Genomic DNA, 22417 nt, shown 5'->3' with positions numbered 1-22417 from the left:
CAGGAATCAGTAATGCAAGATGGCAATGCCTTGGCAGTTCGGCCGGACGCTGGTCCGGACGAAGACAAGATTTCGGGCTCCCGCGAGAAGGGTCTCAACCGGGTGCTCCATATCCTGGAGTTTCTTCACGCGAACCAGCGCGCGATCGGGATTGGTGATCTCGCCAAGGGAGTGAATGCGCCGCGCTCGACGATCTACACGCTCGTGCGCTCGCTCGTGGATGCGGGCCTGCTGGAAATGGCCGGCGACGGCAATCGGGTCTATTTCGGGAAGAAGCTTTATCTCTACGGAATGGACTATGTGCGCGGCAACGACTTGCTCAGGCGAGGGCGTCAGGAAGTCGACAATCTGTCGCGCGAAACAGGCGAGACATCCGAATTGTGCATGCTGCAAAGCGGCCGCTACACGATTGTCCATTCAAGCCCGGGCACCAGGCCGTTCCGGATCAGTTCGGCCACAGGTCTGCAGATCCCGCTTCCCTGGACCGCATCCGGGCGGTTGCTTCTCGCCGGTTTCGAAAGGGCCGTAGTCGAAGACATGGTGTCTGAGGACGATCTCGTCCTGCCAGACGGCCGCAGATTGCTGCTGGACGACTTCATAGCCGATATCGCTACGGCTGGGGCTGCCGGCTACTGTGTAACCTCAGGTCTTGTCGACGCCTATACAAAATGCCTTGCCGCGCCAGTCTTTTCAGCTGCCGGCAAGGTCGAGGCGACGATATGCCTGGTGGTTCCAATCGACACTTCCGAGGAGAAGACCGGCGATCTCATCGCCCTGCTGCGCGAACGCGCCGCGAGGCTTTCGATCACCGGATGAGCAGGTTTTTGCCGCAACGGTAAGTGGGATTCGCTCACGCGATGATGTCGGGGATGATCCGGTCTTCCAGCGCCATCAGCCGGTCTTTCAGGAAAAGTTTTTTCTTCTTCATGCGCTGGATCTGCAGAGGGTCGCAATTCATGGCGATCATCGCGTTGATGGCCGCGTCGAAATCGGCGTGCTCCTGCTTCAGCCGAGAATATTCGAGGCGGATATCAGCCTGTTCCTGTTCGGACATTATCTACCGTCTGCACGTCTGCGGCGCCCAAAAATGGGCCTGATTGGGCGAGGCCGGAGGTATCTTGCACCGGCGCGCAGCCAATATCACATTTCGTATTGTCGTGGAATGCTACCACGCAGCATTCGACATCGATGCCCGATAGTGGCACACTGTCATTATGCCGTCACAGAAGCGGACTTGCGGTGGACGCGCCTTGACGGCTGCAATCGAGGAAACCATGAAAGGGAGAACCAATCATGTCTCTTGCATCCCATCTTGATGAGCTGCAGCGGAAACACGGCGACATCGAACGCGAAATCGATGATGCGATGAACCATCCATCGGTCGACGACCTCGAAATCGTGAATCTCAAGCGGCGCAAGCTGGCACTCAAGGACGAGATTGAAAAACTGAAGGCGAAACCGACCAAGCACTGACGCTCTTCTACAGCGCCGCGCGTCATTTGGACGCGCAAAGGACGCTGTAGTACTTCTGATTTGACGCATGATCCCCAGCGAAAATCGATTCCGATTTTCGGGGGCATGCGCAGGGGTAGCTGCGCCCCTTTCGGCGCGCGACCATCCTTCCGGTGGCAGCCATGCCGCTGGAATCCCCTTTATTTTGTTCGAGCGACATGGACACGACAATGGTTGGCGCCGTCTTCCTGCTATCGATTTAGCAGGTCTGCCTGCCTGCCGCCATTGACAAGCCATCTTTGCTCCTCCACCTCATGCCCGGACCTTCTACAGCGCCGCGCCTCCTTTCGGACCCGCGAATGACGCTGTATTTTGATTTTTGCGCATGATTGTTTCCGGAAACCGATTCCGGAATTCGGCGCTAACAAAGGGCAGCCGGCCATGACCGGATATTTTTCTTCTCCCTTCCTGCGCCGCACGTCGGTCGGTGTCGATGTCGGCGGCGTGATGGTCGGCGGGGGTGCCCCTGTCGTCGTGCAGTCGATGACCAACACCGACACCGCCGATGTCGACCAGACAGTCGCTCAAGTTGCGGCCCTGCATCGCGCCGGCTCCGAGATCGTGCGCATCACCGTCGACCGTGACGAGAGTGCTGCCGCTGTGCCCGCCATCCGCGAGCGGCTCGAACGGCTCGGCATCGATGTGCCGCTGGTCGGCGATTTCCACTATATCGGCCACAAGCTGCTCGCCGACCATCCGGCTTGCGCCGAGGCGCTGGCCAAGTACCGCATCAATCCCGGCAATGTCGGCTTCAAGGACAAGAAGGACCGGCAGTTCACGGCGATCGTCGAGATGGCGATCCGGTACGACAAGCCGGTGCGCATCGGCGTCAACTGGGGGTCGCTCGACCAGGAGCTTCTGACCCGGCTTATGGACGACAACCAGCGCCAGGGCTTTCCGCTGACCGCGCAGGAAGTGACGCGCGAGGCGATCGTGCAGTCGGCGATCCTTTCGGCCGAAATGGCCGAGGAGATCGGTCTTGGCCGCGAGAAAATCATCCTCTCGGCCAAGGTCAGCGGCGTACAAGACCTGATCGCCGTCTACACCGAGCTTGCCACCCGCTCCAATCACGCGCTGCATCTCGGCCTCACCGAGGCCGGCATGGGTTCGAAAGGCATCGTCGCCTCATCCGCGGCGATGGGCATCCTTCTCCAGCAAGGCATTGGCGACACGATCCGCATCTCGCTGACACCGGAGCCGAATGGCGACCGCACCCGCGAGGTGCAAGTATCGCAAGAACTGCTGCAGACCATGGGATTCCGGCAGTTTGTGCCGATCGTCGCCGCCTGCCCCGGCTGTGGCCGCACGACTTCGACCGTGTTCCAGGAACTCGCCCAGAATATCCAGGCGGATCTGCGCAAGAACATGCCGGTGTGGCGTGAAAAATATCCCGGCGTCGAGAACCTCAAGGTCGCGGTGATGGGCTGCATCGTCAACGGTCCAGGTGAATCCAAGCATGCCGATATCGGCATTTCGCTGCCCGGCACCGGCGAGACGCCGACGGCGCCGGTGTTCGTCGACGGCAGGAAGGCGGCGACGCTGCGCGGCCCTTCGATTGCCGCCGACTTCGAAAAAATGGTCGCCGATTATATCGAGCAGCGGTTTGGGCAACCTGGCAAGGCTGCGGCGGAGTAGGTCGATGCGGCGCTTCCCCTGGGCGACGCCGGTTTTGCTTGGTGGACTGGTTTTGCTTGGCGGGCTCGGCTGGGCGACAGCCGCTCACGCCGATCCGCCCCGCCCCGCCAAGCAGCGGCTGCTAGACCGGGTTTGCAATCTGATCGAGGCCCATGCGGATCAAAACGGCCTGCCCAAGGATTTCTTTGCCCGGCTGATTTGGAAGGAAAGCCGCTTCGATCCGAATGCGGTCAGTCCGGTCGGCGCCGAAGGCATAGCCCAGTTCATGCCGGGTACCGCCAAGATACGCGGTCTCGCCAATTCCTTCGATATCGAGCAGGCCATCCCGGCCTCGGCAAAATATCTCGCCGAAATGAAAACCGGCTTCGGCAATCTCGGCCTGGCGGCCGCCGCCTACAATGCCGGTGAAAACCGGGTATCGCGCTGGCTGAGTTCCGGCGGCTTCCTGCCGATGGAGACCGAAAACTACGTTCTGGACATCATGGGCGAGCCGGCCGACAGGTTCACCGACACCGCCTATGCCGGCACCATCCGGCCGCTCGACAAGAAGGCGAGCTTCGCGGTCGCCTGCCGCAGGCTGCCGGTCATCAAGTCCCAAACCGTGGCCATGGCGTCGATCAACATCAAGCCGTGGGGCGTGCAGGTGGCCGGCAATTTCCGCCGCGCCGCGGCGCTCAATCAATGGAATGGTGTGAAGCGCCGATTTCCGGCCTTGCTGAAGGGCCATGATCCGGTGGTCAGTCGGGTGCGCTCGCCGATCGGAAGGCGCGGCATCTATGCGGTCCGGATCGGCGCCGACTCCAAAGCCAAGGCCAACAACATCTGCCAGAAACTGCAAAGCGTCGGCGGTGCATGCATTGTCGTGCGGAATCGGTAAGGGTAACCGCCGATTGGCCGCCAAACCGCCGAAGCTGTGCTTTCATTTCACGAATTCTGCTGCTCCATGGCTCCAGCTATAGGTTTACCATGACCGATCGTCTCTACAGCGATCCCGACCTCGTCCAGTTCTACGATATCGAGAACGAAGGTGGGGTGGACTTCGACTATTGCATCGGCTTTGCCAAGGATGCCGGCTCGGTTCTCGATCTCGGCTGCGGCACCGGGCAATTGGCCGCCGCGCTCGCCGACCGGCGCAGCGTGACCGGCGTCGATCCGGCGCCGGCGATGCTCGATATCGCCCGCCGCAGAGCCGGCGGGCAGAGGGTCGACTGGATCGAAGCCGATGCGCGCAACGTCCGGCTCGGACGACGCTTCGACCTGGTGATTTTGACCGGGCACGCCTTCCAGGTGTTTCTGACGCCAGAAGATCGAGAGGCGGTGCTTCGCACGATCGCTGTTCATCTGGCTGCCGACGGGCGCTTCATCTTCGACACGCGAAATCCGGCCACCGACGAATGGCTCGAATGGACGCCGGGACGGTCGCAACGGGAACTCAGTCATCCCGGATTGGGCAAGGTAAGAGCGTGGAACGATTTCCGCCGTGATCCCGCTACCGGTGTCGTCACTTACTCGACCCATTACGAAGCTCCCGACATCGGACGGGTGCTCAGCGCCGAATCGAAAAGAGCCTTCCCGACAAAGGAAAGCCTTGCGCAAATGCTGGACCAGACCGGACTGGTCGTCGACGAATGGCTCGGCAACTGGCGTGGCGAGCCATACGGTCCGACATCGCCGGAAATCATTCCGATCGGCCTGCTGCGCTAGCCGGACGTTGCTTCGCCTTGAGCGGTTCCCCATCCTTTGACGTGACCGACTGAGCACAATACGAAGACATAACCGGCCAATTGCGGCGCTGCGCTGGCGACGTGCCCACCGATGCAACTCGTGTGCGTCGCGCAGATTTGGCTGTTCTGAACATCGCACATTCGATGGCCCGGACGGTCCGTATCCGCAGCCCGATAGAGGCTAACAGCACCGAAGCCCTACGCCGGCTGGCGCTCGCCGGTGTCGGCATCATTCGCATGTCGGACTATTGGTCGGGCCGGACATCAGAATAGGCAGACTGACCGCATTGCTCACCGGATACAATCATCATGACGGGCCGCCAATCTGCGCTGTTTATCCGCCTGGCCGAATTCTGTCGCCGCGTGTGCGCGTGTTCGTGGATTTCCTGGCCGAACAGCCTCCTTGGCTACACGGTGCGCCGTAAGACGTCGGGAATACAGCTTGGAACAGCGTCAGCTGTTGCGGGCCACCACGAATTCCGCTGCCTGCTTCAGAAGCACGGCCTCTTCGCCATAGGGATGAAGTAAGGCGTGGGCCTGGTCGACGAGGCCCTGAAGCTGGTCCCGCGCCCAATTGGCGCCGTGCAGCGCCACCAGCGTCGCCTTGCCGGCGGCGGCATCCTTGCCGGTCGCCTTGCCCATCTGATGCGCGTCCGCCGTCAGGTCGAGCAAATCGTCGGCAAGTTGAAAGGCAAGTCCGATCGCCGAGCCGAATTCCGCCAGTCTTTCACGGTCGGCCGCTGGCGCGCCGGCCAGGATTGCGCCCGCCTCGCAGGCAAAGCGGATCAGTGCGCCGGTCTTCATCTCCTGAAGCCGGATGATGCCGGCTTCGTCCGGCCTGAAACGCTCGGCTTCGAGATCGAGCATCTGGCCGCCGACCATGCCGCCGGCTCCGGCGGCACGGGCCAGCGCCAGCACCAGCGCCGCCCGTCGCTCGGCCGGCAGCATTGTCGCTTCGTCGGCAATGATGTCGAAGGCGAGCGCCAGTAAGGCGTCGCCGGCGAGGATGGCGGTCGCCTCGTCGAAAGCCTTGTGCACGGTCGGCTGGCCACGGCGCAGATCGTCGTCGTCCATGGCCGGCAGATCGTCATGGATCAGCGAATAGCAATGCACGCATTCGAGCGCCGCCGCCACGCGCAGTGCCGCCTCGCCGTTGGCGGAAAACAGCGCGGCGCTTTCCATGACCAGGAAAGGGCGCAGCCGCTTGCCGCCGTTCAGCACGCCGTGGCGCATCGCCTCCATCAGACGTTGCGGCCGCGCGATCTCGCCTGAAAGCAGGCGGTCGTCGAGCAGTTGCCTGAGCAGCGCCTCGACCGGACCTGTGCGCGCGACAAGCGCTGCCTCGAACGGCATTTTATGGTCTTTCGTCATGCCGGGGACGGGTAGCCGACACTCAGACGTTGCGCAAGAAGCCAAGCGCCATTATGCCGGGGCAGGGAGCAGCATGGATTGAGCGGCTTGGCGGAACCGATCGTCGATCACGAAACCGAAGGGCTGGACATGGTGAGGCCGAAACGCGGCAACCGCATCGGTCTCAAACGTTGGCCCCGGCACTGGGTCCGGCGCGGCATCACCGTCGCCGTCGTGCTGGCGCTGATGCCGGTGGTGCTGACCTTTCTTTATCTGCCGCCGTTCGTGCATCCGGTATCGACACTGATGCTGAAGGATCTGGCGACGTTTTCCGGCTATGACCGGCGCTGGGTCTCGATCGACGATGTGGCGCCGGCGCTGGCGAATTCGGTCATCATGTCGGAGGACGGGCAGTTCTGTTTCCATCGCGGCATCGACCTTGGCGAGTTGAGGGGCGTCGTCGACGACGCGCTGGCCGGCGAGATGACGCGCGGCGCATCGACCATCACCATGCAGACCGTGAAGAACCTCTATCTGTGGTCGCGGCCGCTGGGCTCGGTCCGGAAGGTCGTCGAGTTGCCGCTGGCCGTCTATGTCGACATGGTGATGTCGAAACGGCGCATCATGGAAATCTATCTCAATATCGCCGAATGGGGGCCGGGCATCTATGGCATCGAGGCCGCCGCCCAGCACCATTTCGGGGTTCCGGCAAAACGATTGTCCCGTCGCCAGGCGGCGCTGCTTGCCGTCACCCTGCCGAACCCAATCGCGCGCAACCCTGCGAAGCCCGGACCGGGGCTGAGACGGCTGGCCTCGCTGATCGAGCGGCGCGCAGGCCGCTCCGGCGCCTATGTCGGCTGTCTGCGATAGCTTTAAAAAAATTCGCGGCGGCGCTGGCCAAAACGGCGCAGGGCGTGTATAGGCACGCGACTTTCTCCGATTCCGGCCCCTGACGCGGCCCTTTCACGAGGGCAGCCGGGGCATTTTGACCATGTAGTGGAGCATATCCATGGCCGTACCGAAACGAAAAACCTCTCCGTCGAAGCGCGGCATGCGCCGTTCGGCCGATGCATTGAAGGCCCCGACCTATGTCGAGGACAAGAATTCCGGCGAGATGCGCCGCCCGCACCATATCGACCTGAAGACCGGCATGTATCGCGGTCGCCAGGTTCTGGAGCCGAAGGAAAGCTGAGAACGCTTTCGACGGTTTGTGCCTATCGAAGGACCGGCCATCGCGCCGGTCCTTTTCCGTTTTGGCGCAGATGATCGCCCACCGGATCATTTTCGAACAGCCCAGCAGCCATGCCGGATGGCAGCCGGGCCGGCTGGCACTGTTATTTCGCACGTTCTTTGTCCGTGTTCGCGGTCGCATACGAAAATTCTTGACGGCGAACGCCGAGCGCATACTAGAGAAGGTTGTCCAACCGGAGCCTTCTGATGTTCGGTGCCATCCCGCTGCTGATCGTGCCCTTCGTCCTCTATAATCTCGGGCTTCTGGGAATATTCGGCGGCGGCGACGATCCCTGGGCAAGCCAAATATTCTCGATCCGCATGATGTCGGGCGGAGTGTTCTCAATGACGCTCGGCGATCTGATCTTGCTGATCGGGCTGCTTCTCTTCTTCGTCGAAATCGTGAAATCGACGCGCACGAGAAACGCCTCGATCATGGACCACCTGTTGTCGACCTTCGTCTTCGTGGCGTTCCTGGTCGAGTTCCTGCTGGTGAAGGGCGCGGCGCACTCGGTTTTCTTCACGCTGATGGTCATCGCACTGGTCGACGTCTTGGCCGGCTTCTCGGTGTCGATGCGAGCGGCCACCCGTGACATAAACATGGGCTAGAGGCCCGGCCGCAACCTGGGTCGGCGGTGAAGCCAACCGCTTGGATGCCGGCGATGGCGGCTGTTTCATCATTATCCAACGTATCGGTGGAATGCGGACAGTGCCGGTGACGGCGCCGGCATTGTCACGGACCGCGCCGATCGTCCGGTTCCAGGGCCACGCCCGGGGAACCAGCGCTATTTTTTCTTGGCGCGCGCCGGCTTCTTCACCGGGGCAGGCGGCGCATTGGCGAGGTCTTCCGCTTCCTTGGCAAGACGAAGCGCCTTCAGTTTGTTGGTCTTTATCTGGCGGGCGTCGCTCTCGGCCACATATTCCGCCATCGCCTTCTGGCGAACCGTGGCTGCCTCTTCCTGCTTCTTAAAACGCAAATCTGCTCGCGCGCGGGCAGTATCCTTAGAGTTCTCAACCAAGGGTTTTTCCAATCCCGTAAATTATAGTTTTCATTTCTTTAATAGCAGAGCCGGCCTGCAATGGGGAAAATAAGTTGGTCAGGCGCGGGAATCGCACCTGGCGCCCGGCGCCTTTCGGGCGGCAACCGCCTCATATCCGGCCTGCAGGGTGGCACGCACGGTGGCATCCGGGGGCGTGTCGGAGGGCGTGCCCAGATGTTCGTGGCGCAGTTCGTCCATGAACTTTTCCCACATCGGCGGGCCGCCCTTCTCCAGAAGCTCGGCGCGGATCGAGAGCTCCTCGCTGACAGGCAGCCAGACGCGACCCCAGGCGCCGAGATGCGCCAGGATCGGCACCAGCGTGATCGCCATTTCGGTCAGGCTGTAGATCGCCTTCTGCTTGTGGGTGGGATCGTCGGCCCTGGTCAGCATGCCGAGCTCCATCAGCCGCTTCAGCCGATCGGCGAGGATGTTGGAAGCGATTCCTTCCAGCGACCCATTGAGCAGGTCGCGAAAGTGGCGTTTGCCGCCGAAAATCATGTCGCGAAGGATGATCAGGCTCCACCGGTCGCCAAACACTTCAAGCGACAGGTTGATCGGGCACCCAGACCGGCGATCGATGCTCATGCGATTCTCCGATAGAAACCGGTTGCATCATCATATCAGTTTTATTATCGTGCAACTGATTGCAAAAAGCAATCGGATTTAGGAGGAGATTGCGATCATGATGAAGGCTGCGGAACCCGAAATCGCGTCCCAGACGTTTGGCGACCCCGCGCACCCACCGATGCTGCTGATCATGGGTGCCATGGCTTCGATGCTCTGGTGGCCGGAGGGGTTCTGCCGGAAACTGGCCGGCAAGGGCCTGTTCGTGATCCGCTATGACAATCGCGATACTGGCCGTTCAACCAAATATGCGGCGGGCGAACCGCCTTACACTTTCGACGACATGGTGGACGACGCCATCCGCGTCCTCGACAGCTATGGCATCGCGAAAGCGCACGTGGTCGGCATGTCGATGGGCGGCATGATCGCGCAGCTTGTGGCGCTGAAGCATCCGTCGCGAGTCATCTCGCTAACGGCGATCAGCACTTCGCCTGTAGGAATCGACACGTCGCATCTGCCTGGCACGACCGAAGCCTATATGAAGCACTCGGCCGAAGGCGCTGATGTCGACTGGTCGAACCGTGACCAGGTGATCAACTTCGTCGTCAAGGACGCGCACGCAATCGCCGGCACCGCGCATCCCTTCGACGAGAAGGGGACGAGGGCGTTCGTCGAACAGGATTATGACCGATCCGGCGGGTTGTTGAGCGCGACCAATCACTTCCTGCTCAAGAGCGGCGAAGATCGGGGCGGCGAGGACCGGAAGGGCCGTCTGCACGAATTGAAGGCCCCGCTCCTCGTTATCCACGGCACCGCGGATCCGATCTTTCCGGTCGAGCATGGCGTTGCTCTCGCAGAGGCGGTTGCCGGCGCGAGGCTTGTCCGCATCGAAGGCGGCGGGCATGAGCTGCATCCCAACGATTGGGCTGCGATCGTTGATGCCATTGTCACTCATAGCCAAGCCAGGTAAGTAGCCCTCGACGATCAATATCCGGCGGTGAGACGCTGCCACGACCGGTTGCTGCAACGCCCGTCCGTCGCCCGCGCGATCGCGGAAGCGCAGCCCTATTCTTCCCCTATGACAACGGTTAAGCCCGATGCTGCAAATACCGCCCAGCTTCAGCTTCCGGGGGAACCAAGCTGCTCTGCATCCCAGAACTGGTCGAGCCAGATGTTGAGCTTCAGGAAGCCGGCACTGCTGACCGTATAGACGCGCCTTGTCCCTTCCGGCTTGGCGTTGACCAGCCCGGCGTCGAGCAGCACTTTCAGATGCTGCGAAACAGCCGGGCGCGAGACCGGCAACCCGGCGGCCAGTTCGTTGACGGTCTTCGGGCCGCGCCGGAGCTCTTCCAAGAGATAGCGCCGGTTGGGATCGGCAATCGCCATGAAGGCGTCGGAAAACATCATGCCTTATTTGTGAGGCAAAGTTTTCCAAATCTCAACCGTTGGTTTCAGGCTTTCTGCGCGGATCGAGCCGCAAGGCTTCCGGCGTGATCGAGCGCTCGGCCGGTTGTGTCGTGAAGGCGTCACGGTCTTCGATCGGCACCGGTGCGCGCCGGCTGATGCGCAGCAGCGTATAGCCCGCCAGGCAAAGATGCGCGAGGGCCGTTGCAAGGAACAGGCTTTCCGGCCGCATCCAGCCCATCAGGCCGGCGGCCAGCAGCGGCCCGATCATCGTGCCGAAACCATAGAGCAGCAGCAGACCGCCGGACACCTTGACGAAATCCTCCGCTCGGGCGTGGTCGTTGGCATGAGCCACGGCGATCGAATAGAGCGTGTAGGCGAAGGCGCCGTAAGCGGCGGTGCAGACGATGACGAAGACGCCGGAGCGCGGCTCAAACAGGAAAAGCGCGAGAGCGAACAGCGCCGCGCCGAAGGCCAGGCCTGCCAGCACAAAGCGGCGGTCGGTCTTGTCGGAGAGACGCCCGGCCGGAAGTTGCATGGCGGCGCCCGCGACGACCACCAGGCTCATCATCAGCGCGATCTCGGCCGTGGAAATGCCGATGCGGGCGCCATAGACCGCGCCAAGCGTACCCCAGGCGCCGTTGGCGACGCCGATCAAAACGCAGGCGATCGCCGACACCGGCGAATTGACATAGAGCCCCTTGACGTCGAGCGAGACGTCCTGCAGCGGCTTGGGATGCGAAGCCGTCGACACTGCGGTCGGAATGAGCGACAGGCAGAACAGGATGCCGGTGATCATGAACAGCGAGGCCGACTTCACGTCACCGCCGGCAACGATCATCTGGCCGCCCATGATCGAGGCATAGGTGACCATCATGTAAAGCCCAAAGACGGCGCCGCGGTTCTCGTTGGCGGACTTCTCGTTCAGCCAGCTTTCGATGACCATGAAGGCGCCGGCCATGGTGAAGCCGGTGAAGGCGCGCAGCAGGATCCAGACATATTCGTCGATGATCAGGCCGGTGAGCAGTGCGACGATGGCTCCCGATGCCGCAAAGGCACCGAAAGCGCGTACGTGACCGGCCCGGCGCACGAGGCGCGGCGCAAAGAAGCAGCCGGTGACGAAGCCGCCGGCCCAGGCCGTGCCCATCAGGCCGAGCGATGCGGTCGAGAAACCTTCCAACTGGCCGCGCAGCGGCAACAACAGCCCGTGCAGTCCGGTCGCCGCCAGCAGGAAAGCGGTGCCGCGAAGCAGCGAGAGGATCGGTCGGTAGCTTGCAAACATTTAGCTGATCCGGCTGGAATTTTGGGAGGGTCTGAAGACAGTCGCATTCGAGCTTTCGGCGGCGGGCGCTTCGGCTCTGGAAACTATTCGCGGCGGAACAGCGCCTCGGCCGCTGATTTGGTGGTGCTCTTGGTCTTGAGCTCGGCTTCGAGCCGGGCGATCTCGTCGCGCAAGATGGCGATCCGCTCGGACAGTTCATCGACGGAAAGCAGCGACAGATCCTGCCCGATCTCATGCAGGCGCGCTTTCTTTTTGGGTTCGTCGTCGAAGATCGCCATCGTCGCTCCTCGCTCATGCGCAACAAATTAAACTGCTACAGCGCCGTTTGCGCGTCCAATCGCACGCCGGCGCTGCAGTGGCCATTTGCCTGATTTGGCAATCAGCATACATAGGGCAGGGGCATGGATGCAAACAGTCGGCGAGAAAACCGGCGGCCGGCAAGAAACTGGCGAAGCGAGACGGGAAAATTCATGGCGAGCGGACAGAACAAAATTCCGGCGAAGATGACGGCAATCGCGATCTCGGAACCGGGCGGACCGCGGGTGCTGAAACCGGAAACGCGCGACGTGCCCGTGCCCGGTCCCGGCGAAATCCTGATCCGGGTGCGCGCCGCCGGTATCAACCGGCCGGATGTGCAGCAGCGCAAGGGCGTCTATCCGCCGCCGCCCGGTGCGTCGGACCTGCCGGGCCTCGAAGCGTCAGGCGAAGTCGCGGCTCTTGGCGACGAGATATCGCGCTGGCGCGTCGGCGACCGGGTCTGCGCGCTGACGCCCGGCGGCGGCTATGCCGAATACGTCAAGGTCCATGCCGGCAGCGTGCTGCCGCTGCCCGCCGGCTTTACCCACACCGAAGCGGCGGCGGTACCGGAAAACTACTTCACCGTCTGGCATAATGTCTTCGAGCGCGGCGGCCTGAAGGGCGGCGAGACGCTGCTCGTGCATGGCGGCTCGTCCGGGATCGGCACCACGGCGATCCAGCTCGCCTCGGCCTTCGGCGCCTATGTCATCACCACCGCCGGCAACCAGGAGAAGTGCGACGCCTGTCTGAAGCTCGGCGCCGACCGGGCGATCAACTACCGCGAGGAGGATTTCGTCGCGGCGGTCAAGGACGCGACCGGCGGCAAGGGCGCCAACGTTATCCTCGACATGGTCGGCGGCGACTATGTGGCGCGAAACTACGACGCTGCGGCGGTGGAAGGCCGCATCATCCAGATCGCTACGCAGAGCGGGGCGGTGGCAAGCGCCGATTTCTCGAAGATAATGGTCAAGCGACTCACCCACACCGGCTCGACGCTGCGGCCGCGCACCGTCGAATTCAAGGCGGCGATCGCCGCGGCGCTGGAGGCGCAGGTGTGGCCGCTGCTCGGTACCCGCAAGGTAGCACCCGTCATGGACATGATCTTCCCGCTCAAGGAAGCGTGGCGGGCGCATGAGCGGATGGAGGATGGCGAGCATATTGGCAAGATCGTGCTCGATGTCGGCTGACGGTCGGCAAACAAGCTGAACAAAGGCTTAATTGTGCAATGCAACAAACGCATTGCGGCCATGCAAAAGCGTCTGTTCAACTTTTCATCAACGATGCCTATTTGAGCGGCATCGAAACGATGGAGGACTACCATGAACCCGATCCGTGCTTTCCGTAACTGGCGCATGTACAATGAAACCGTGCGCGAACTGAACCGCCTGAACGCCCGTCAGCTCAACGACCTCGGCATCAACCGTGGTGACATCGAGAGGATCGCCCGCAAGGCGTTTTGATCTCGAGCGTGATATCGCCCGAAAGCATCAAGCCGCTTTTTCGCGACGTGGTGCTTCGGTCCGAGATCATGCTTTAGAAGCCAGAGCCGCAGCAGACGGGGTTTCCCGTCGCGGGTTCCGAGCCCGCTGGACCCTGTCCGGCGGGTTTTGTCGTTTTGAAGTCCCTGTAGCAGCAGCTGCGATGATCGATCGGTGCCACGAAGGCGCCGGCAAGATGCTGCAAAAAGCTCCACGCCCCCAGCGGCGCAACACTCCCACAAACTTCTGCATTCTCCGTTCCTGTAGCCATGCTGCCCGCTTCATCCCCAGCCTCCGTTCGCTGGTGATAAAACCGGACAACTCATCTGCTACCTAATCCGGACAACTCATCTGCTTACGACAGGACCTTCCAAAACCGTTGCGAAACGGCAACGGAGCGGTTATATACCCAGCGATTTTCCCATTTTGGTGGCTTACCCCACCGCCCGCGCGGGAACGCGGGCGAACGAGAAGGATATTTCATAATGGCCAATACGCTGCTGATGCCCAAGGCGACCGCCGTCTGGCTGGTCGACAACACCGCGCTCTCCTTCGAGCAGATCGCGCAGTTCTGCGGACTGCATCCGCTTGAGGTCAAGGCGATCGCCGATGGCGAGTCGGCGCAAGGCATCAAGGGCATGGACCCGATCATGACCGGCCAGCTGACCCGCGACGAGATCGCACGCGCCGAGAAGGACCCGAACCATCGGCTGAAGCTGTCTGACCCCAAAGTGCGGGTGCCGGAATCCAAGCGCAAGGGTCCGCGCTACACGCCGCTGTCGAAGCGCCAGGACCGGCCCAACGCCATCCTCTGGCTGGTGCGCAACCATCCCGAGCTGAAGGACGCGCAGATCGCGCGCCTCGTCGGCACCACCAAGTCGACGATCGATCAGATCCGCGACAGAAAGCACTGGAACTCGGCCAATCTGCAGCCGATGGATCCGGTGACGCTTGGTCTCGCCTCGCAGATCGACCTCGACATGGAAGTCAATCGCGCCTCGCGTGGCCGCGAACAGGCACAACCAGCTGGCGACACCCTGTTGCCGGCGGCATTGACCGAGCGGCTGGTGCCGGCGCCTGAGAAGCCGAAGGACGAGGATGCGGAGCTCGACGCCAACGCCGTCTTCGCCAAGCTTTCGGCGTTGAAGTCGAAGGACGAGGATACGGACGACGAGAAGTAGATGAGGCGCCTCTTCCTTCTCCCCTTGTTGTGGGAGAAGGTGGATCGGCGCGCAGCGCCGGGACGGAAGAGGGGTGTTGGAAGAAATGAGGCGTCGGCGTTCCCTGGAACACCCCTCATCCGGCCGCTTCGCGGCCACCTTCTCCCACAAGGGGAGAAGGAAAGGACCGCCGCGCCTAGGTTCGTGCGGCCCGGTCCGGCGCCATGCCGTAATCCTCGCTGCGCTCCACCGCACGATAGAAATCGGCGAGCTGCTTGCCGCGCTCCGGCTTGAAGACGCGGCCGGCGATGACAACCGAAGCGATGCGGTCAATGCGGAAAGCGCGAAAATCGTCGCGCATCTCGCACCAGGCGACCAGCGTCCACACCTTGCCCCAGAACCACAGGCCCAATGGTCTGATGTCGCGCGCGGTGCTGCGACCTGCTTCGTCGGAGTAGTCGATGGTCAGCACCTGGCGTTTTTCCACCGCGCGCTCGATCAGGTCGATTGCTTCGCGGGCGGCGTCGCTCACCACCCACATCGGCGTGTGGATCTCGGTGCGGGCGATGCGGTCCTTTTCAGCATCGGGCAGCACGGCGCCGATCTTGACCAGCGCCTCGTCGGCGGCCCGCGCCATGGCAGCGCCGCCAAACGCGCGCACCATGCGGGCGCCGGCGACCAGCGCGACGATCTCGTCACGCGTGAACATCAGCGGCGGAAGGTCGAAACCCTCCCTCATCATGTAGCCGACGCCGGCCTCGCCGTCGATCGGCACGCCAGTCGACTGCAGGTCGGCGATGTCGCGGTATATTGTTCGCTCGGAAACCTCGAGCCATGTGCCCAGCTTCTGGGCGGTGACCAGCCGGCCACCGCGCAAATGCTGCACGATCTGGAAGAGCCTGTCGGCGCGACGCATCGTATCGTCCCTCGATGTTGTTTTTATGCATGTCGTTGTCCCAAAACCGGTTCCCACTTTTGGGCGACATGCATTATAGTTCGAGCCCTTCGCGCTTGCGCTGCGCGGCGACGAATGCCGCGCCGAAGGACAATTTCCCTGTTGTCGGCGTCTTTGCATCCAGCACCCGCCAGAACGGCGCGATGTCGCTCAGCGTCATGCCGCTCTTCAGATCCTCGTTGGCGGCCTCGGCGACAGTGCGCAGATGATAGCCGATAGTGACCGGACATGTCACTTCGGCACCGTGCTCGATGGCGAGCGCGGTGCGCAACGCGCGGACATCCATGGCCACGCCCTTTGGGATGGAGCGGATGAAATTATCGACCTGCCGGGCCGTAGGCACCAGCATCGGCTGGCCCTCGACGACGTCGCCAACAGTGCGCGGCGTCGGCTTGATACCGTTGATGCCTGGCGTGTTCAGCCTGTCGTTCCAGCTTTTCACCATTCCGGTTGCTTCCACCTCTAAACGAAAAGGCCGAAACTGTTGCCGTCGGGATCGAGGCAATAGGCGAATGTGCCGGCCGGGATGGAGATCGCCGGCGAGACGACCTGACCGCCGTTCTGCCTCACCCGTTCCATGGCGTCCTCGATCGGTGCGGCGACCGACAGATGGATGGTCGGGCCGGTTCCCGATGCCGCGGGTTTCCCGGGGTAGATGTGCCCGGAGGCCGTTCGGTCCTGGGCGGCGAACATGGCAATCGGGTTCGGGCCGCTCTCCTCCAGAATGAGATCGTTCTGGAGCACCGACCCATAGAAGGCGCGCGTGCGATCCATGTCGGTGACGGGGATCTCGAACCATGCCGAGGCTTTTGCAGGGATGAATGCCATGTCTGTCTCCTGATGCTGTCGCACTATTGCACGCCGCTCCTGACACCATACTGTCAGGAGGCTTCAGCATATTCCCCTTCGGCATACTCCTTGGCGAACAGCGTACGCATCTCAGCGAGGTCGCTGCTTCTCTGGGGATAGAGCGTCTTCAAATAGGCAAGAGCGAAGGTGCCGGGTGCCGAACCCGGCGCAGACACGATGCGGCCGTCGGCGACCGCATAGGGCACGTCCTGATAGTTCTGGGCGCCCGGGTAACCCGGTTCCTTTTCGTTGATCCAGTCACGACCATTGCTGGTGTGTTTGGCCTTGTCGAACAAGCCGGCACGTGCCAGTGCCAAGGTGCCGGCGCAAATGCCGCCGACCACACCGCCGCGCGCCGCAATTGCCGTCAGCAGTCCTGTGACGTCCGGCGGGGCATCGACCCACTGGTCGGAGCCGATGACCGCCACAGCGTCGAGATCGGTGTTTTCATCAACCTCGGTGGAACGGTCGGGCGTCAGCATAAACCCGCTGGCTGAGGTCACCGGCTTGCCGTTCGGCGTCAGCGACACCGCGCGTGCGCCGAACCATTCGACCGCCGAAGCCGCCAAAAGCCCGTATTCCCAGTCGGCGAAGCGATCGATGAAAAGGACGCCGATGGTCTTCTGTTCGGACATTTCCTGCTCCGTCTTTCGGCCCGCCGGGCCTATTTATCTGGGCGCCGTGGCGTCCGCATCCAACTGCTGCCGCGAAGAAATCGCCTCAATGGCCGCGGCCGTGGCGGCCTTCGTAATTATCCGGCCAACCGATGTCCTTGCGGATGCTCTGCGGCAACCCGTTCATGAAACGCCGGGTGCGGATCTCGTTGCGCATCGTCCTGATCTTGCCGACATAGTGCTGCACGCTGCGCAGAATGGTAAAACCGTTCATAGCTGGTCTCCTCTCTTTCGATGGAGACACTATCGCACACCCCTCCTGACAGCAGTCTGTCAGGAGGCTTGATGGCCTTAATGATGCTGCCGGTTGTCTTGCGGGTCTCGCCGGTGCGAGGCACGCCGGCCTGTTCGTCGCATGTCCCTGTCAGAGTTGAGATCGTTTAGCTTGCAGCGACGGACTGTCGGAATTCGCATCCTTCTGCGGTAGGGTCGGCGTTCTGATATTGAAGGAGAAAATTTTCCAGAGATCAGGGAGACGACCATGGGCCTGCAACTGACGGGAATCCACCATCTAACCGCTATCACCGCGAATGCGCCGGGAAACCTTCGTTTCTACACCGGCACTTTGGGGCTGCGGCTGGTCAAGAAGACGGTCAATCAGGACGACACGTCAGCCTATCACCTGTTCTATGCCGACGCCGAGGCGACGCCTGGCACCGATCTTACCTTCTTCGATTGGCCGGTCGGACGCGAACGGCGCGGCACCAACAGCATCGTGCGGACCAGCCTGAGGGTCGCCAGCCCCGAAAGCCTTGCCTGGTGGAAGGAGCGCCTGGCCGGCGAGACCGTCGCGACGGGAGAGATCGGCGATGTTGGCGGCTACCCGTCGCTGGATTTCGAAGACCCAGAAGGCCAGCGCCTGCGTCTCGTCAGCGATGGCGGCAAGGGCGACAGTCATCCCTGGGTTCAAAGCCCAGTCCCAGTCGAGCACCAGATACGCGGGCTCGGTCCTATCGTCATCAGCGTTCCCGACATCACCAACACCGAAGCCGTGCTGACCAGGGTGATGAACATGCGCACGGCGCGGGGCTATGCCTCGCCGGATGGTCAGGGTCAGGTTCATGTCTTCGAAATGGGCGAAGGCGGGCCATCGGCGGAACTTCATGTCACGGTCCAGCCGGGCCTTGCGCCGGCACGGCAAGGCGCTGGGGCGGTCCACCACGTGGCGTTCAGGGCGCCGGACCAGGAGACCTTGCACCAATGGACGGCGCGACTGGCCGAATTCCGCCTGCCGTCGAGCGGTGAGGTCGAACGGTACTACTTCCGTTCGCTCTATTTCCGCGAGCCGAACGGTATACTGTTCGAGATTGCCACCGACGGCCCCGGGTTCACGGCCGACGAGCCGCTGGAAACGCTGGGCGAAAGGCTGGCCTTGCCACCGTTCCTCGAACCGAACCGGGCTGCGATCGAGGCCGGCCTCAAGCCGCTATAGCAACTCTATCGGGAGCGAACGAAAGGAGCGATTAACAGCCCACCGCGATGCTGGAGCGTCCTTTGAATCTACGCATCGTGCTTTCCGAAATCGATTTCGATTTTCGGGCCGATGCGCTAGTCAAAAGCGGCATGTCGAAACTCCTCGCGCTCGTTATCATTGCCATGATGGCCATCCAGCTGATCAAGCCGCTCGGCTGGCCGGGGCTGAAGCGGCGCAGCGACTTCTGGAAGCTGGCGGTGCTGGCGATGGCGGCAATTTCGATAACAGCGGCGCTGGGGCATTGGACCTAAAGCGCGTCGCGTTCGACCGACCTCACGCGACGCGCTTTAGGTTGTTGGTTTATGCATGTCGTTTTCGCAAAACCGCTGCACACTTCTGCGCGACATGCATTAGGGCTGGCGGCCGCTACGCGAGGCGTGGTTCGTTGGCCAGTACCAGGTCGACCAGATGTTCCGCCCAGGCCCGGTAGCCGGCTTCCGAGGCATGAAATCCGTCGGAGGCAAAACCGGCTTCGGCATCGGTGATCGGCAGGCGCGGCGCCGGCACCGCGCCTCGTTCGAGGCAGAGGCGCTCGCCCATCCGATTCATCTCGGCGGCGCGGATCTCCAGGATCTTTCCCAGCAGCGGCGGCATTGCCGGCGCCCGGGTGAATTCCAGCACCGGCGACCACACCACGCGCGCCTCAGGCCATTTGGCGCGCAGCGCGTAGAGCAGGCCGCCAAAATCGCTCTTGAAGCGTGGCACCGAGTGAAAGTTCTTAGTGTCGTTGGTGCCGATGGCGAGCACGATATGCGTCCAAGGATCAGCCGACAGATTGGGCAGCACGTAGTCGCGGATCTGGCCTGAGGTCGCCGAGTTAAAGCCGGCTGCCCGCCAGCGCACCGCACGGCCAGTGCGTTTCGAGATCAGCTCGGCCAGTTGCGCGGCCAGCCCGTACTCGGAATTGCCGATGCCGACTGAGGCGGCGGAAGAATCGCCAAGCATCAGGAGCGAGAGCGCCGGCGCCTGGCCTGATATCTCGTGCATGACCGGACCTTGCGCCGGCAGCATGCGGGTGGTGCGGCGGCGCACGCCGAGCCCCTGCCAGACATAGACCGGAAAGGCGAGCCAGGTGAGGAGGGCAAGAAAGCGCTGCATCGCAAGTCCATTAAAGGGCATGGCGAGCAGCACTTAGCGCATATCGGCCTAAAGGCGAAAGACCTTGCGTCGACTGCCCGTCGTCAATAGCAACAGGCGTCCTGCATCTCGGGCCTGTGTGCATATTCGTCGTGCAGCCGCACCCAATCCATCAGGCTGTGGTGGGGACCGGTCTCGTTGCGGCCCTTCGGCGTCAGGTCGAGATAGTGATAAGCGCCGCCCTTGTTTGGCCTCGAAGACATAGTCCTTCCGGACCTTCATCCAAGGCAATTCCCGCCGTTCGGCGGCGATGCTGTCGCGAAATCGCGTCAATTCCTTCTCGCGCGCCAGATGCGCCTTGTGCGCCTGGAACCAGTCTTCCCGTGAAACGATCTTGTTGTTTGGCATCAGCCTGCTCCTCGTTCAAGGACGTGTAGGCTCAACGCAAGCCGACAGGGCCGTCGCGTTTTTCTGGAGCATTTTGGAGCAGATCGAACCCAGGCCATATGGCCCGGGTTCGGACGAAGGTAGAAAAAACCGGTCAGGCGGCCTGTTCCAGCTCCGGCTGCCATTTTCCAAGCGCGGCCAGATGATTCATGTGGGCGCGGTGGGCAAAGGCGGCCTGGGCAGCGGCGACGTTGGCCGCCTTGCCGCTCCACGCCTTCTGTGGCGCCGCCTGCAAGGCGCGGCCGTAGGAGAAAGTCAATTTCCATGGATGCGGGCCGATGGCATTGATGGCATTGAGGTTGGCGGTCGCCTCCTCGTCCGATTGCCCGCCGGAGAGAAAGGCGATGCCCCCAATCGCGGCCGGCACAGTTTCGCGGAACAGTTTTATGGTCTTTTCGGCGACTTCCTCGGGGCTGCTGGGCTTGCCCGACTTCTTGCCGGCCAGAACCATGTTCGGCTTCAGGATGGTGCCTTCGAGGACGACGCGGGCCGCGTAGAGCTCGGTGTAGAGTTTCGTCAGCGTTGCCTTGCTGATCTCGTAGCAGGTGCCGATGTCGTGGGCGCCGTCCATCAGCACCTCCGGCTCGACGATCGGCACGATGCCGGCCTCCTGGCAAAGCGCCGCATAGCGGGCGAGTGCATGCGCATTCGAACCGATCGACGTGGCGGAAGGCACGCCCTTGGCGACGTCGATGTCGATCACCGCACGCCATTTGGCGAAACGGGCGCCGAGCTTGTAATAGTTGGCGAGCCGCTCGCGCAGGCCGTCGAGGCCTTCGGTGATGGTGTCGCCAGGGTACCCGGCGAGAGGCTTGGCGCCGGCATCGACCTTGATGCCTGGGATGGCGCCGGTCGCCTTGATGATGTCGACCAGCGGCGTGCCGTCGGCGGCGTTCTGCCGGATGGTCTCGTCATAGAGGATGACGCCGGAGATGTATCTGGTCATAGCCACCTTGGCGCGGAACATCATCTCGCGATAGTCGCGGCGGCTGTCGGCGGTCGATTCGACGCCGATCACGTCGAAGCGCTTTTTGATGGTGCCGGAGCTTTCGTCGGCGGCCAAAAGACCCTTGCCGTCGGCCACCATCGCGGCGGCAATGTCCTCAAGACGTTCGCTCATTGTGCATCCTCCTGAAACGGTTGTTCAAGCTAGCAGATCACTAGAGCAAGGCAGGTTCAAGTCGAACCATTCCGAGCGGGAAAGCTCGAATCGATTGAAACGCTCAAACGCCCCTCGTTTGACTGTCCGCCTCAGGGCCTCAGCGCTTCAGCACATCGACACCGGGCAGCGGCTTGCCCTCCATCCACTCCAGGAAGGCGCCGCCGGCAGTCGAAACATAGGTGAAGTCGTCGGCGACGCCGGCATGGTTGAGTGCTGCCACCGTGTCGCCGCCGCCGGCGACCGAGATCAATTTGCCGGCCTTGGTGCGCGCCGCGGCGTGCTTGGCTGCCGCCACCGTCGCCCGATCGAACGGCTCGATCTCGAAGGCGCCAAGCGGACCGTTCCAGACCAGCGTCGCGGCGCGGTCGATCCAGTCGGCAACGGTCTTCACCGTCTTTTCGCCGACATCGAGGATCATAGCGTCGGCCGGCACCTCTGATATGGCGACGGTTTCGCTGGCGGCGGCCGCCTTGAATTCCCTGGCGACGACACCGTCGACCGGCAGGATGACGGCGCAGCCGGCTTCGGCCGCCTCGATCATGATCTGCTTGGCGGTGTTGGCGAGATCATGCTCGCACAGCGATTTTCCGACATCGGTGCCGCGGGCGGCGAGGAATGTGTTGGCCATACCGCCGCCGATGACCAGCGCGTCGACCTTCTTCACCAAATTCATCAGGAGGTCGATTTTGCTCGACACCTTGGCGCCGCCGACGATGGCAACGACAGGGCGGGCGGGATTGCCGAGGCCCTTTTCCAGCGCGTCGAGTTCGGCCTGCATGGTACGGCCGGCGAAGGCCGGCAGCAGGTGCGCAAGACCTTCCGTCGACGAATGGGCACGGTGGGCGGCGGAAAAGGCGTCGTTGACGAAGATGTCGCCATTGGCGGCGAGCTTTTCGGTGAAGGCCGCGTCGTTCTTCTCCTCGCCCTTGTAGAAGCGGGTGTTTTCGAGCAGCAGCACGTCGCCGTTGTTCATGGCGGCGACGGCGCTCGCCGCTGCGTCGCCGATGCAATCCGGCGCGAAGCCGACAGGGCGGCCAAGCACCTCCGCGGCCGCCTTAGCGATCGGCTCAAGCGAGAATTCGGGCGAGGGTCCATCCTTGGGC

At 62.4% G+C, this 22417-nt stretch carries 30 protein-coding genes and 1 pseudogene; 14 read left to right on the top strand and 17 right to left on the bottom strand.

Annotation, left to right across the window (positions count from 1 at the left end; all coding sequences use genetic code 11):
- The first annotated feature begins 12 nt into the window (after window positions 1-12).
- A complete protein-coding gene (locus NKH12_RS04990; protein ID WP_352952103.1) occupies window positions 13-816 on the top strand; it encodes an IclR family transcriptional regulator in 804 nt (267 codons plus the stop codon).
- Window positions 817-850: 34 nt separating this feature from the next.
- On the opposite strand, the gene NKH12_RS04985 is transcribed toward NKH12_RS04990, so the two are convergent.
- Window positions 851-1054, bottom strand: coding sequence for a YdcH family protein (locus tag NKH12_RS04985; RefSeq protein WP_077380473.1), 204 nt, complete (start codon window positions 1052-1054; stop codon window positions 851-853).
- Window positions 1055-1293: 239 nt separating this feature from the next.
- Between NKH12_RS04985 and NKH12_RS04980 the strand changes: the two genes are divergently transcribed.
- The 4 genes from NKH12_RS04980 to NKH12_RS04965 all read left to right on the top strand — a co-directional run bounded on the left by NKH12_RS04980 (window position 1294) and on the right by NKH12_RS04965 (window position 4851).
- Window positions 1294-1473, top strand: a complete 180-nt coding sequence (locus tag NKH12_RS04980; protein ID WP_095495322.1) for a YdcH family protein — start codon at window positions 1294-1296, stop codon at window positions 1471-1473.
- A gap of 420 nt (window positions 1474-1893) precedes the next feature.
- A complete protein-coding gene (gene ispG, locus NKH12_RS04975) occupies window positions 1894-3147 on the top strand; it encodes a flavodoxin-dependent (E)-4-hydroxy-3-methylbut-2-enyl-diphosphate synthase (protein ID WP_352952102.1) in 1254 nt (417 codons plus the stop codon).
- Window positions 3148-3151: 4 nt separating this feature from the next.
- Complete coding sequence (locus NKH12_RS04970; RefSeq protein WP_352952101.1) at window positions 3152-4024, top strand: lytic transglycosylase domain-containing protein; 873 nt, start codon at window positions 3152-3154, stop codon at window positions 4022-4024.
- Window positions 4025-4113: 89 nt separating this feature from the next.
- Entirely contained in the window at window positions 4114-4851 is a 738-nt protein-coding gene (locus tag NKH12_RS04965) for a class I SAM-dependent methyltransferase (RefSeq protein ID WP_352952100.1), read from the top strand.
- Between the two features lie 473 nt (window positions 4852-5324).
- Here NKH12_RS04965 and NKH12_RS04960 read toward each other — a convergent pair whose 3' ends face one another.
- Window positions 5325-6242 carry a polyprenyl synthetase family protein gene (locus NKH12_RS04960; RefSeq protein WP_352952099.1) on the bottom strand — a complete coding sequence of 306 codons (918 nt, stop codon included), beginning with the start codon at window positions 6240-6242 and terminating at the stop codon, window positions 5325-5327.
- Window positions 6243-6320: 78 nt separating this feature from the next.
- On the opposite strand from NKH12_RS04960, the gene NKH12_RS04955 reads away from it, so the two are divergent.
- The 3 genes from NKH12_RS04955 (at window position 6321) to NKH12_RS04945 (ending at window position 8060) form a co-directional block, all read left to right on the top strand.
- Window positions 6321-7091: a biosynthetic peptidoglycan transglycosylase gene (locus NKH12_RS04955; RefSeq protein ID WP_352952098.1), complete on the top strand. Its 771-nt coding sequence runs from the start codon at window positions 6321-6323 to the stop codon at window positions 7089-7091.
- A gap of 139 nt (window positions 7092-7230) precedes the next feature.
- Window positions 7231-7413, top strand: a complete 183-nt coding sequence (rpmF, locus tag NKH12_RS04950; protein ID WP_006203806.1) for a 50S ribosomal protein L32 — start codon at window positions 7231-7233, stop codon at window positions 7411-7413.
- A gap of 245 nt (window positions 7414-7658) precedes the next feature.
- The gene (locus tag NKH12_RS04945; RefSeq protein WP_352952097.1) at window positions 7659-8060 is read left to right on the top strand and encodes a hypothetical protein; all 402 of its coding nucleotides are present in this window, start codon (window positions 7659-7661) and stop codon (window positions 8058-8060) included.
- A gap of 176 nt (window positions 8061-8236) precedes the next feature.
- Here NKH12_RS04945 and NKH12_RS04940 read toward each other — a convergent pair whose 3' ends face one another.
- Window positions 8237-8482 (bottom strand): hypothetical protein, encoded by a 246-nt coding sequence (locus tag NKH12_RS04940; protein ID WP_352952096.1) that lies wholly within the window; start codon window positions 8480-8482, stop codon window positions 8237-8239.
- 66 nt (window positions 8483-8548) lie between these two features.
- Window positions 8549-9076, bottom strand: coding sequence for a winged helix-turn-helix transcriptional regulator (locus NKH12_RS04935; protein WP_352952095.1), 528 nt, complete (start codon window positions 9074-9076; stop codon window positions 8549-8551).
- Between the two features lie 97 nt (window positions 9077-9173).
- Here NKH12_RS04935 and NKH12_RS04930 point away from each other — a divergent pair, with 97 nt between their 5' ends.
- Window positions 9174-10025, top strand: a complete 852-nt coding sequence (locus NKH12_RS04930) for an alpha/beta fold hydrolase (protein ID WP_352952094.1) — start codon at window positions 9174-9176, stop codon at window positions 10023-10025.
- Between the two features lie 149 nt (window positions 10026-10174).
- On the opposite strand, the gene NKH12_RS04925 is transcribed toward NKH12_RS04930, so the two are convergent.
- From NKH12_RS04925 to NKH12_RS04915, 3 genes are all read right to left on the bottom strand, one after another.
- Window positions 10175-10462 (bottom strand): ArsR/SmtB family transcription factor, encoded by a 288-nt coding sequence (locus NKH12_RS04925; protein WP_352952093.1) that lies wholly within the window; start codon window positions 10460-10462, stop codon window positions 10175-10177.
- A gap of 31 nt (window positions 10463-10493) precedes the next feature.
- Window positions 10494-11741: an MFS transporter gene (locus NKH12_RS04920; protein ID WP_352952092.1), complete on the bottom strand. Its 1248-nt coding sequence runs from the start codon at window positions 11739-11741 to the stop codon at window positions 10494-10496.
- 83 nt (window positions 11742-11824) lie between these two features.
- Complete coding sequence (locus NKH12_RS04915; RefSeq protein WP_292512196.1) at window positions 11825-12019, bottom strand: DUF1192 domain-containing protein; 195 nt, start codon at window positions 12017-12019, stop codon at window positions 11825-11827.
- Between the two features lie 192 nt (window positions 12020-12211).
- Between NKH12_RS04915 and NKH12_RS04910 the strand changes: the two genes are divergently transcribed.
- The 3 genes from NKH12_RS04910 (at window position 12212) to NKH12_RS04900 (ending at window position 14697) form a co-directional block, all read left to right on the top strand.
- Complete coding sequence (locus NKH12_RS04910; protein WP_352952091.1) at window positions 12212-13225, top strand: NAD(P)H-quinone oxidoreductase; 1014 nt, start codon at window positions 12212-12214, stop codon at window positions 13223-13225.
- Between the two features lie 132 nt (window positions 13226-13357).
- Window positions 13358-13498 (top strand): DUF1127 domain-containing protein, encoded by a 141-nt coding sequence (locus tag NKH12_RS04905; protein ID WP_352952090.1) that lies wholly within the window; start codon window positions 13358-13360, stop codon window positions 13496-13498.
- A gap of 503 nt (window positions 13499-14001) precedes the next feature.
- A complete protein-coding gene (locus NKH12_RS04900) occupies window positions 14002-14697 on the top strand; it encodes a DUF1013 domain-containing protein (protein ID WP_352952089.1) in 696 nt (231 codons plus the stop codon).
- Between the two features lie 175 nt (window positions 14698-14872).
- Here the strand turns inward: NKH12_RS04900 and NKH12_RS04895 are convergent, their stop codons facing one another.
- The 5 genes from NKH12_RS04895 to NKH12_RS04875 form a co-directional block, all read right to left on the bottom strand.
- The gene (locus NKH12_RS04895) at window positions 14873-15592 is read right to left on the bottom strand and encodes a helix-turn-helix transcriptional regulator (RefSeq protein WP_095487267.1); all 720 of its coding nucleotides are present in this window, start codon (window positions 15590-15592) and stop codon (window positions 14873-14875) included.
- A gap of 73 nt (window positions 15593-15665) precedes the next feature.
- Window positions 15666-16076, bottom strand: coding sequence for a hypothetical protein (locus NKH12_RS04890; RefSeq protein ID WP_352952088.1), 411 nt, complete (start codon window positions 16074-16076; stop codon window positions 15666-15668).
- 17 nt (window positions 16077-16093) lie between these two features.
- Complete coding sequence (locus tag NKH12_RS04885) at window positions 16094-16459, bottom strand: VOC family protein (RefSeq protein WP_352952087.1); 366 nt, start codon at window positions 16457-16459, stop codon at window positions 16094-16096.
- A gap of 53 nt (window positions 16460-16512) precedes the next feature.
- The gene (locus tag NKH12_RS04880) at window positions 16513-17115 is read right to left on the bottom strand and encodes a DJ-1/PfpI family protein (RefSeq protein ID WP_352952086.1); all 603 of its coding nucleotides are present in this window, start codon (window positions 17113-17115) and stop codon (window positions 16513-16515) included.
- A gap of 85 nt (window positions 17116-17200) precedes the next feature.
- The gene (locus tag NKH12_RS04875; RefSeq protein WP_082982284.1) at window positions 17201-17368 is read right to left on the bottom strand and encodes a hypothetical protein; all 168 of its coding nucleotides are present in this window, start codon (window positions 17366-17368) and stop codon (window positions 17201-17203) included.
- A gap of 267 nt (window positions 17369-17635) precedes the next feature.
- On the opposite strand from NKH12_RS04875, the gene NKH12_RS04870 reads away from it, so the two are divergent.
- Window positions 17636-18586, top strand: a complete 951-nt coding sequence (locus NKH12_RS04870; RefSeq protein ID WP_352952085.1) for a ring-cleaving dioxygenase — start codon at window positions 17636-17638, stop codon at window positions 18584-18586.
- 62 nt (window positions 18587-18648) lie between these two features.
- On the top strand, window positions 18649-18879 hold the full coding sequence (locus tag NKH12_RS04865) for a hypothetical protein (RefSeq protein WP_352952187.1): 231 nt from the start codon (window positions 18649-18651) through the stop codon (window positions 18877-18879).
- Window positions 18880-18994: 115 nt separating this feature from the next.
- On the opposite strand, the gene NKH12_RS04860 is transcribed toward NKH12_RS04865, so the two are convergent.
- From NKH12_RS04860 to NKH12_RS04845, 5 genes and pseudogenes are all read right to left on the bottom strand, one after another.
- Complete coding sequence (locus NKH12_RS04860) at window positions 18995-19726, bottom strand: SGNH/GDSL hydrolase family protein (RefSeq protein ID WP_352952084.1); 732 nt, start codon at window positions 19724-19726, stop codon at window positions 18995-18997.
- A gap of 83 nt (window positions 19727-19809) precedes the next feature.
- Window positions 19810-19968, bottom strand: coding sequence for a DUF899 family protein (locus NKH12_RS30555; RefSeq protein ID WP_502910756.1), 159 nt, complete (start codon window positions 19966-19968; stop codon window positions 19810-19812).
- Window positions 19940-20113 (bottom strand): annotated as a pseudogene (locus NKH12_RS30550) (DUF899 family protein); the annotation flags it as partial. The gene NKH12_RS30555 and the pseudogene NKH12_RS30550, both read right to left, overlap by 29 nt.
- Window positions 20114-20246: 133 nt before the next feature.
- Window positions 20247-21272, bottom strand: a complete 1026-nt coding sequence (locus NKH12_RS04850; protein ID WP_352952083.1) for a class I fructose-bisphosphate aldolase — start codon at window positions 21270-21272, stop codon at window positions 20247-20249.
- 139 nt (window positions 21273-21411) lie between these two features.
- On the bottom strand, window positions 21412-22417 hold a 1006-nt coding region (locus NKH12_RS04845), incomplete at its 5' end, for a phosphoglycerate kinase (protein WP_352952082.1).

Origin of the sequence: Mesorhizobium sp. M1322, assembly GCF_040318085.1 — a bacterium.
Lineage (GTDB): Bacteria > Pseudomonadota > Alphaproteobacteria > Rhizobiales > Rhizobiaceae > Mesorhizobium.
This window is presented reverse-complemented; position numbering and strand designations above follow the sequence as displayed.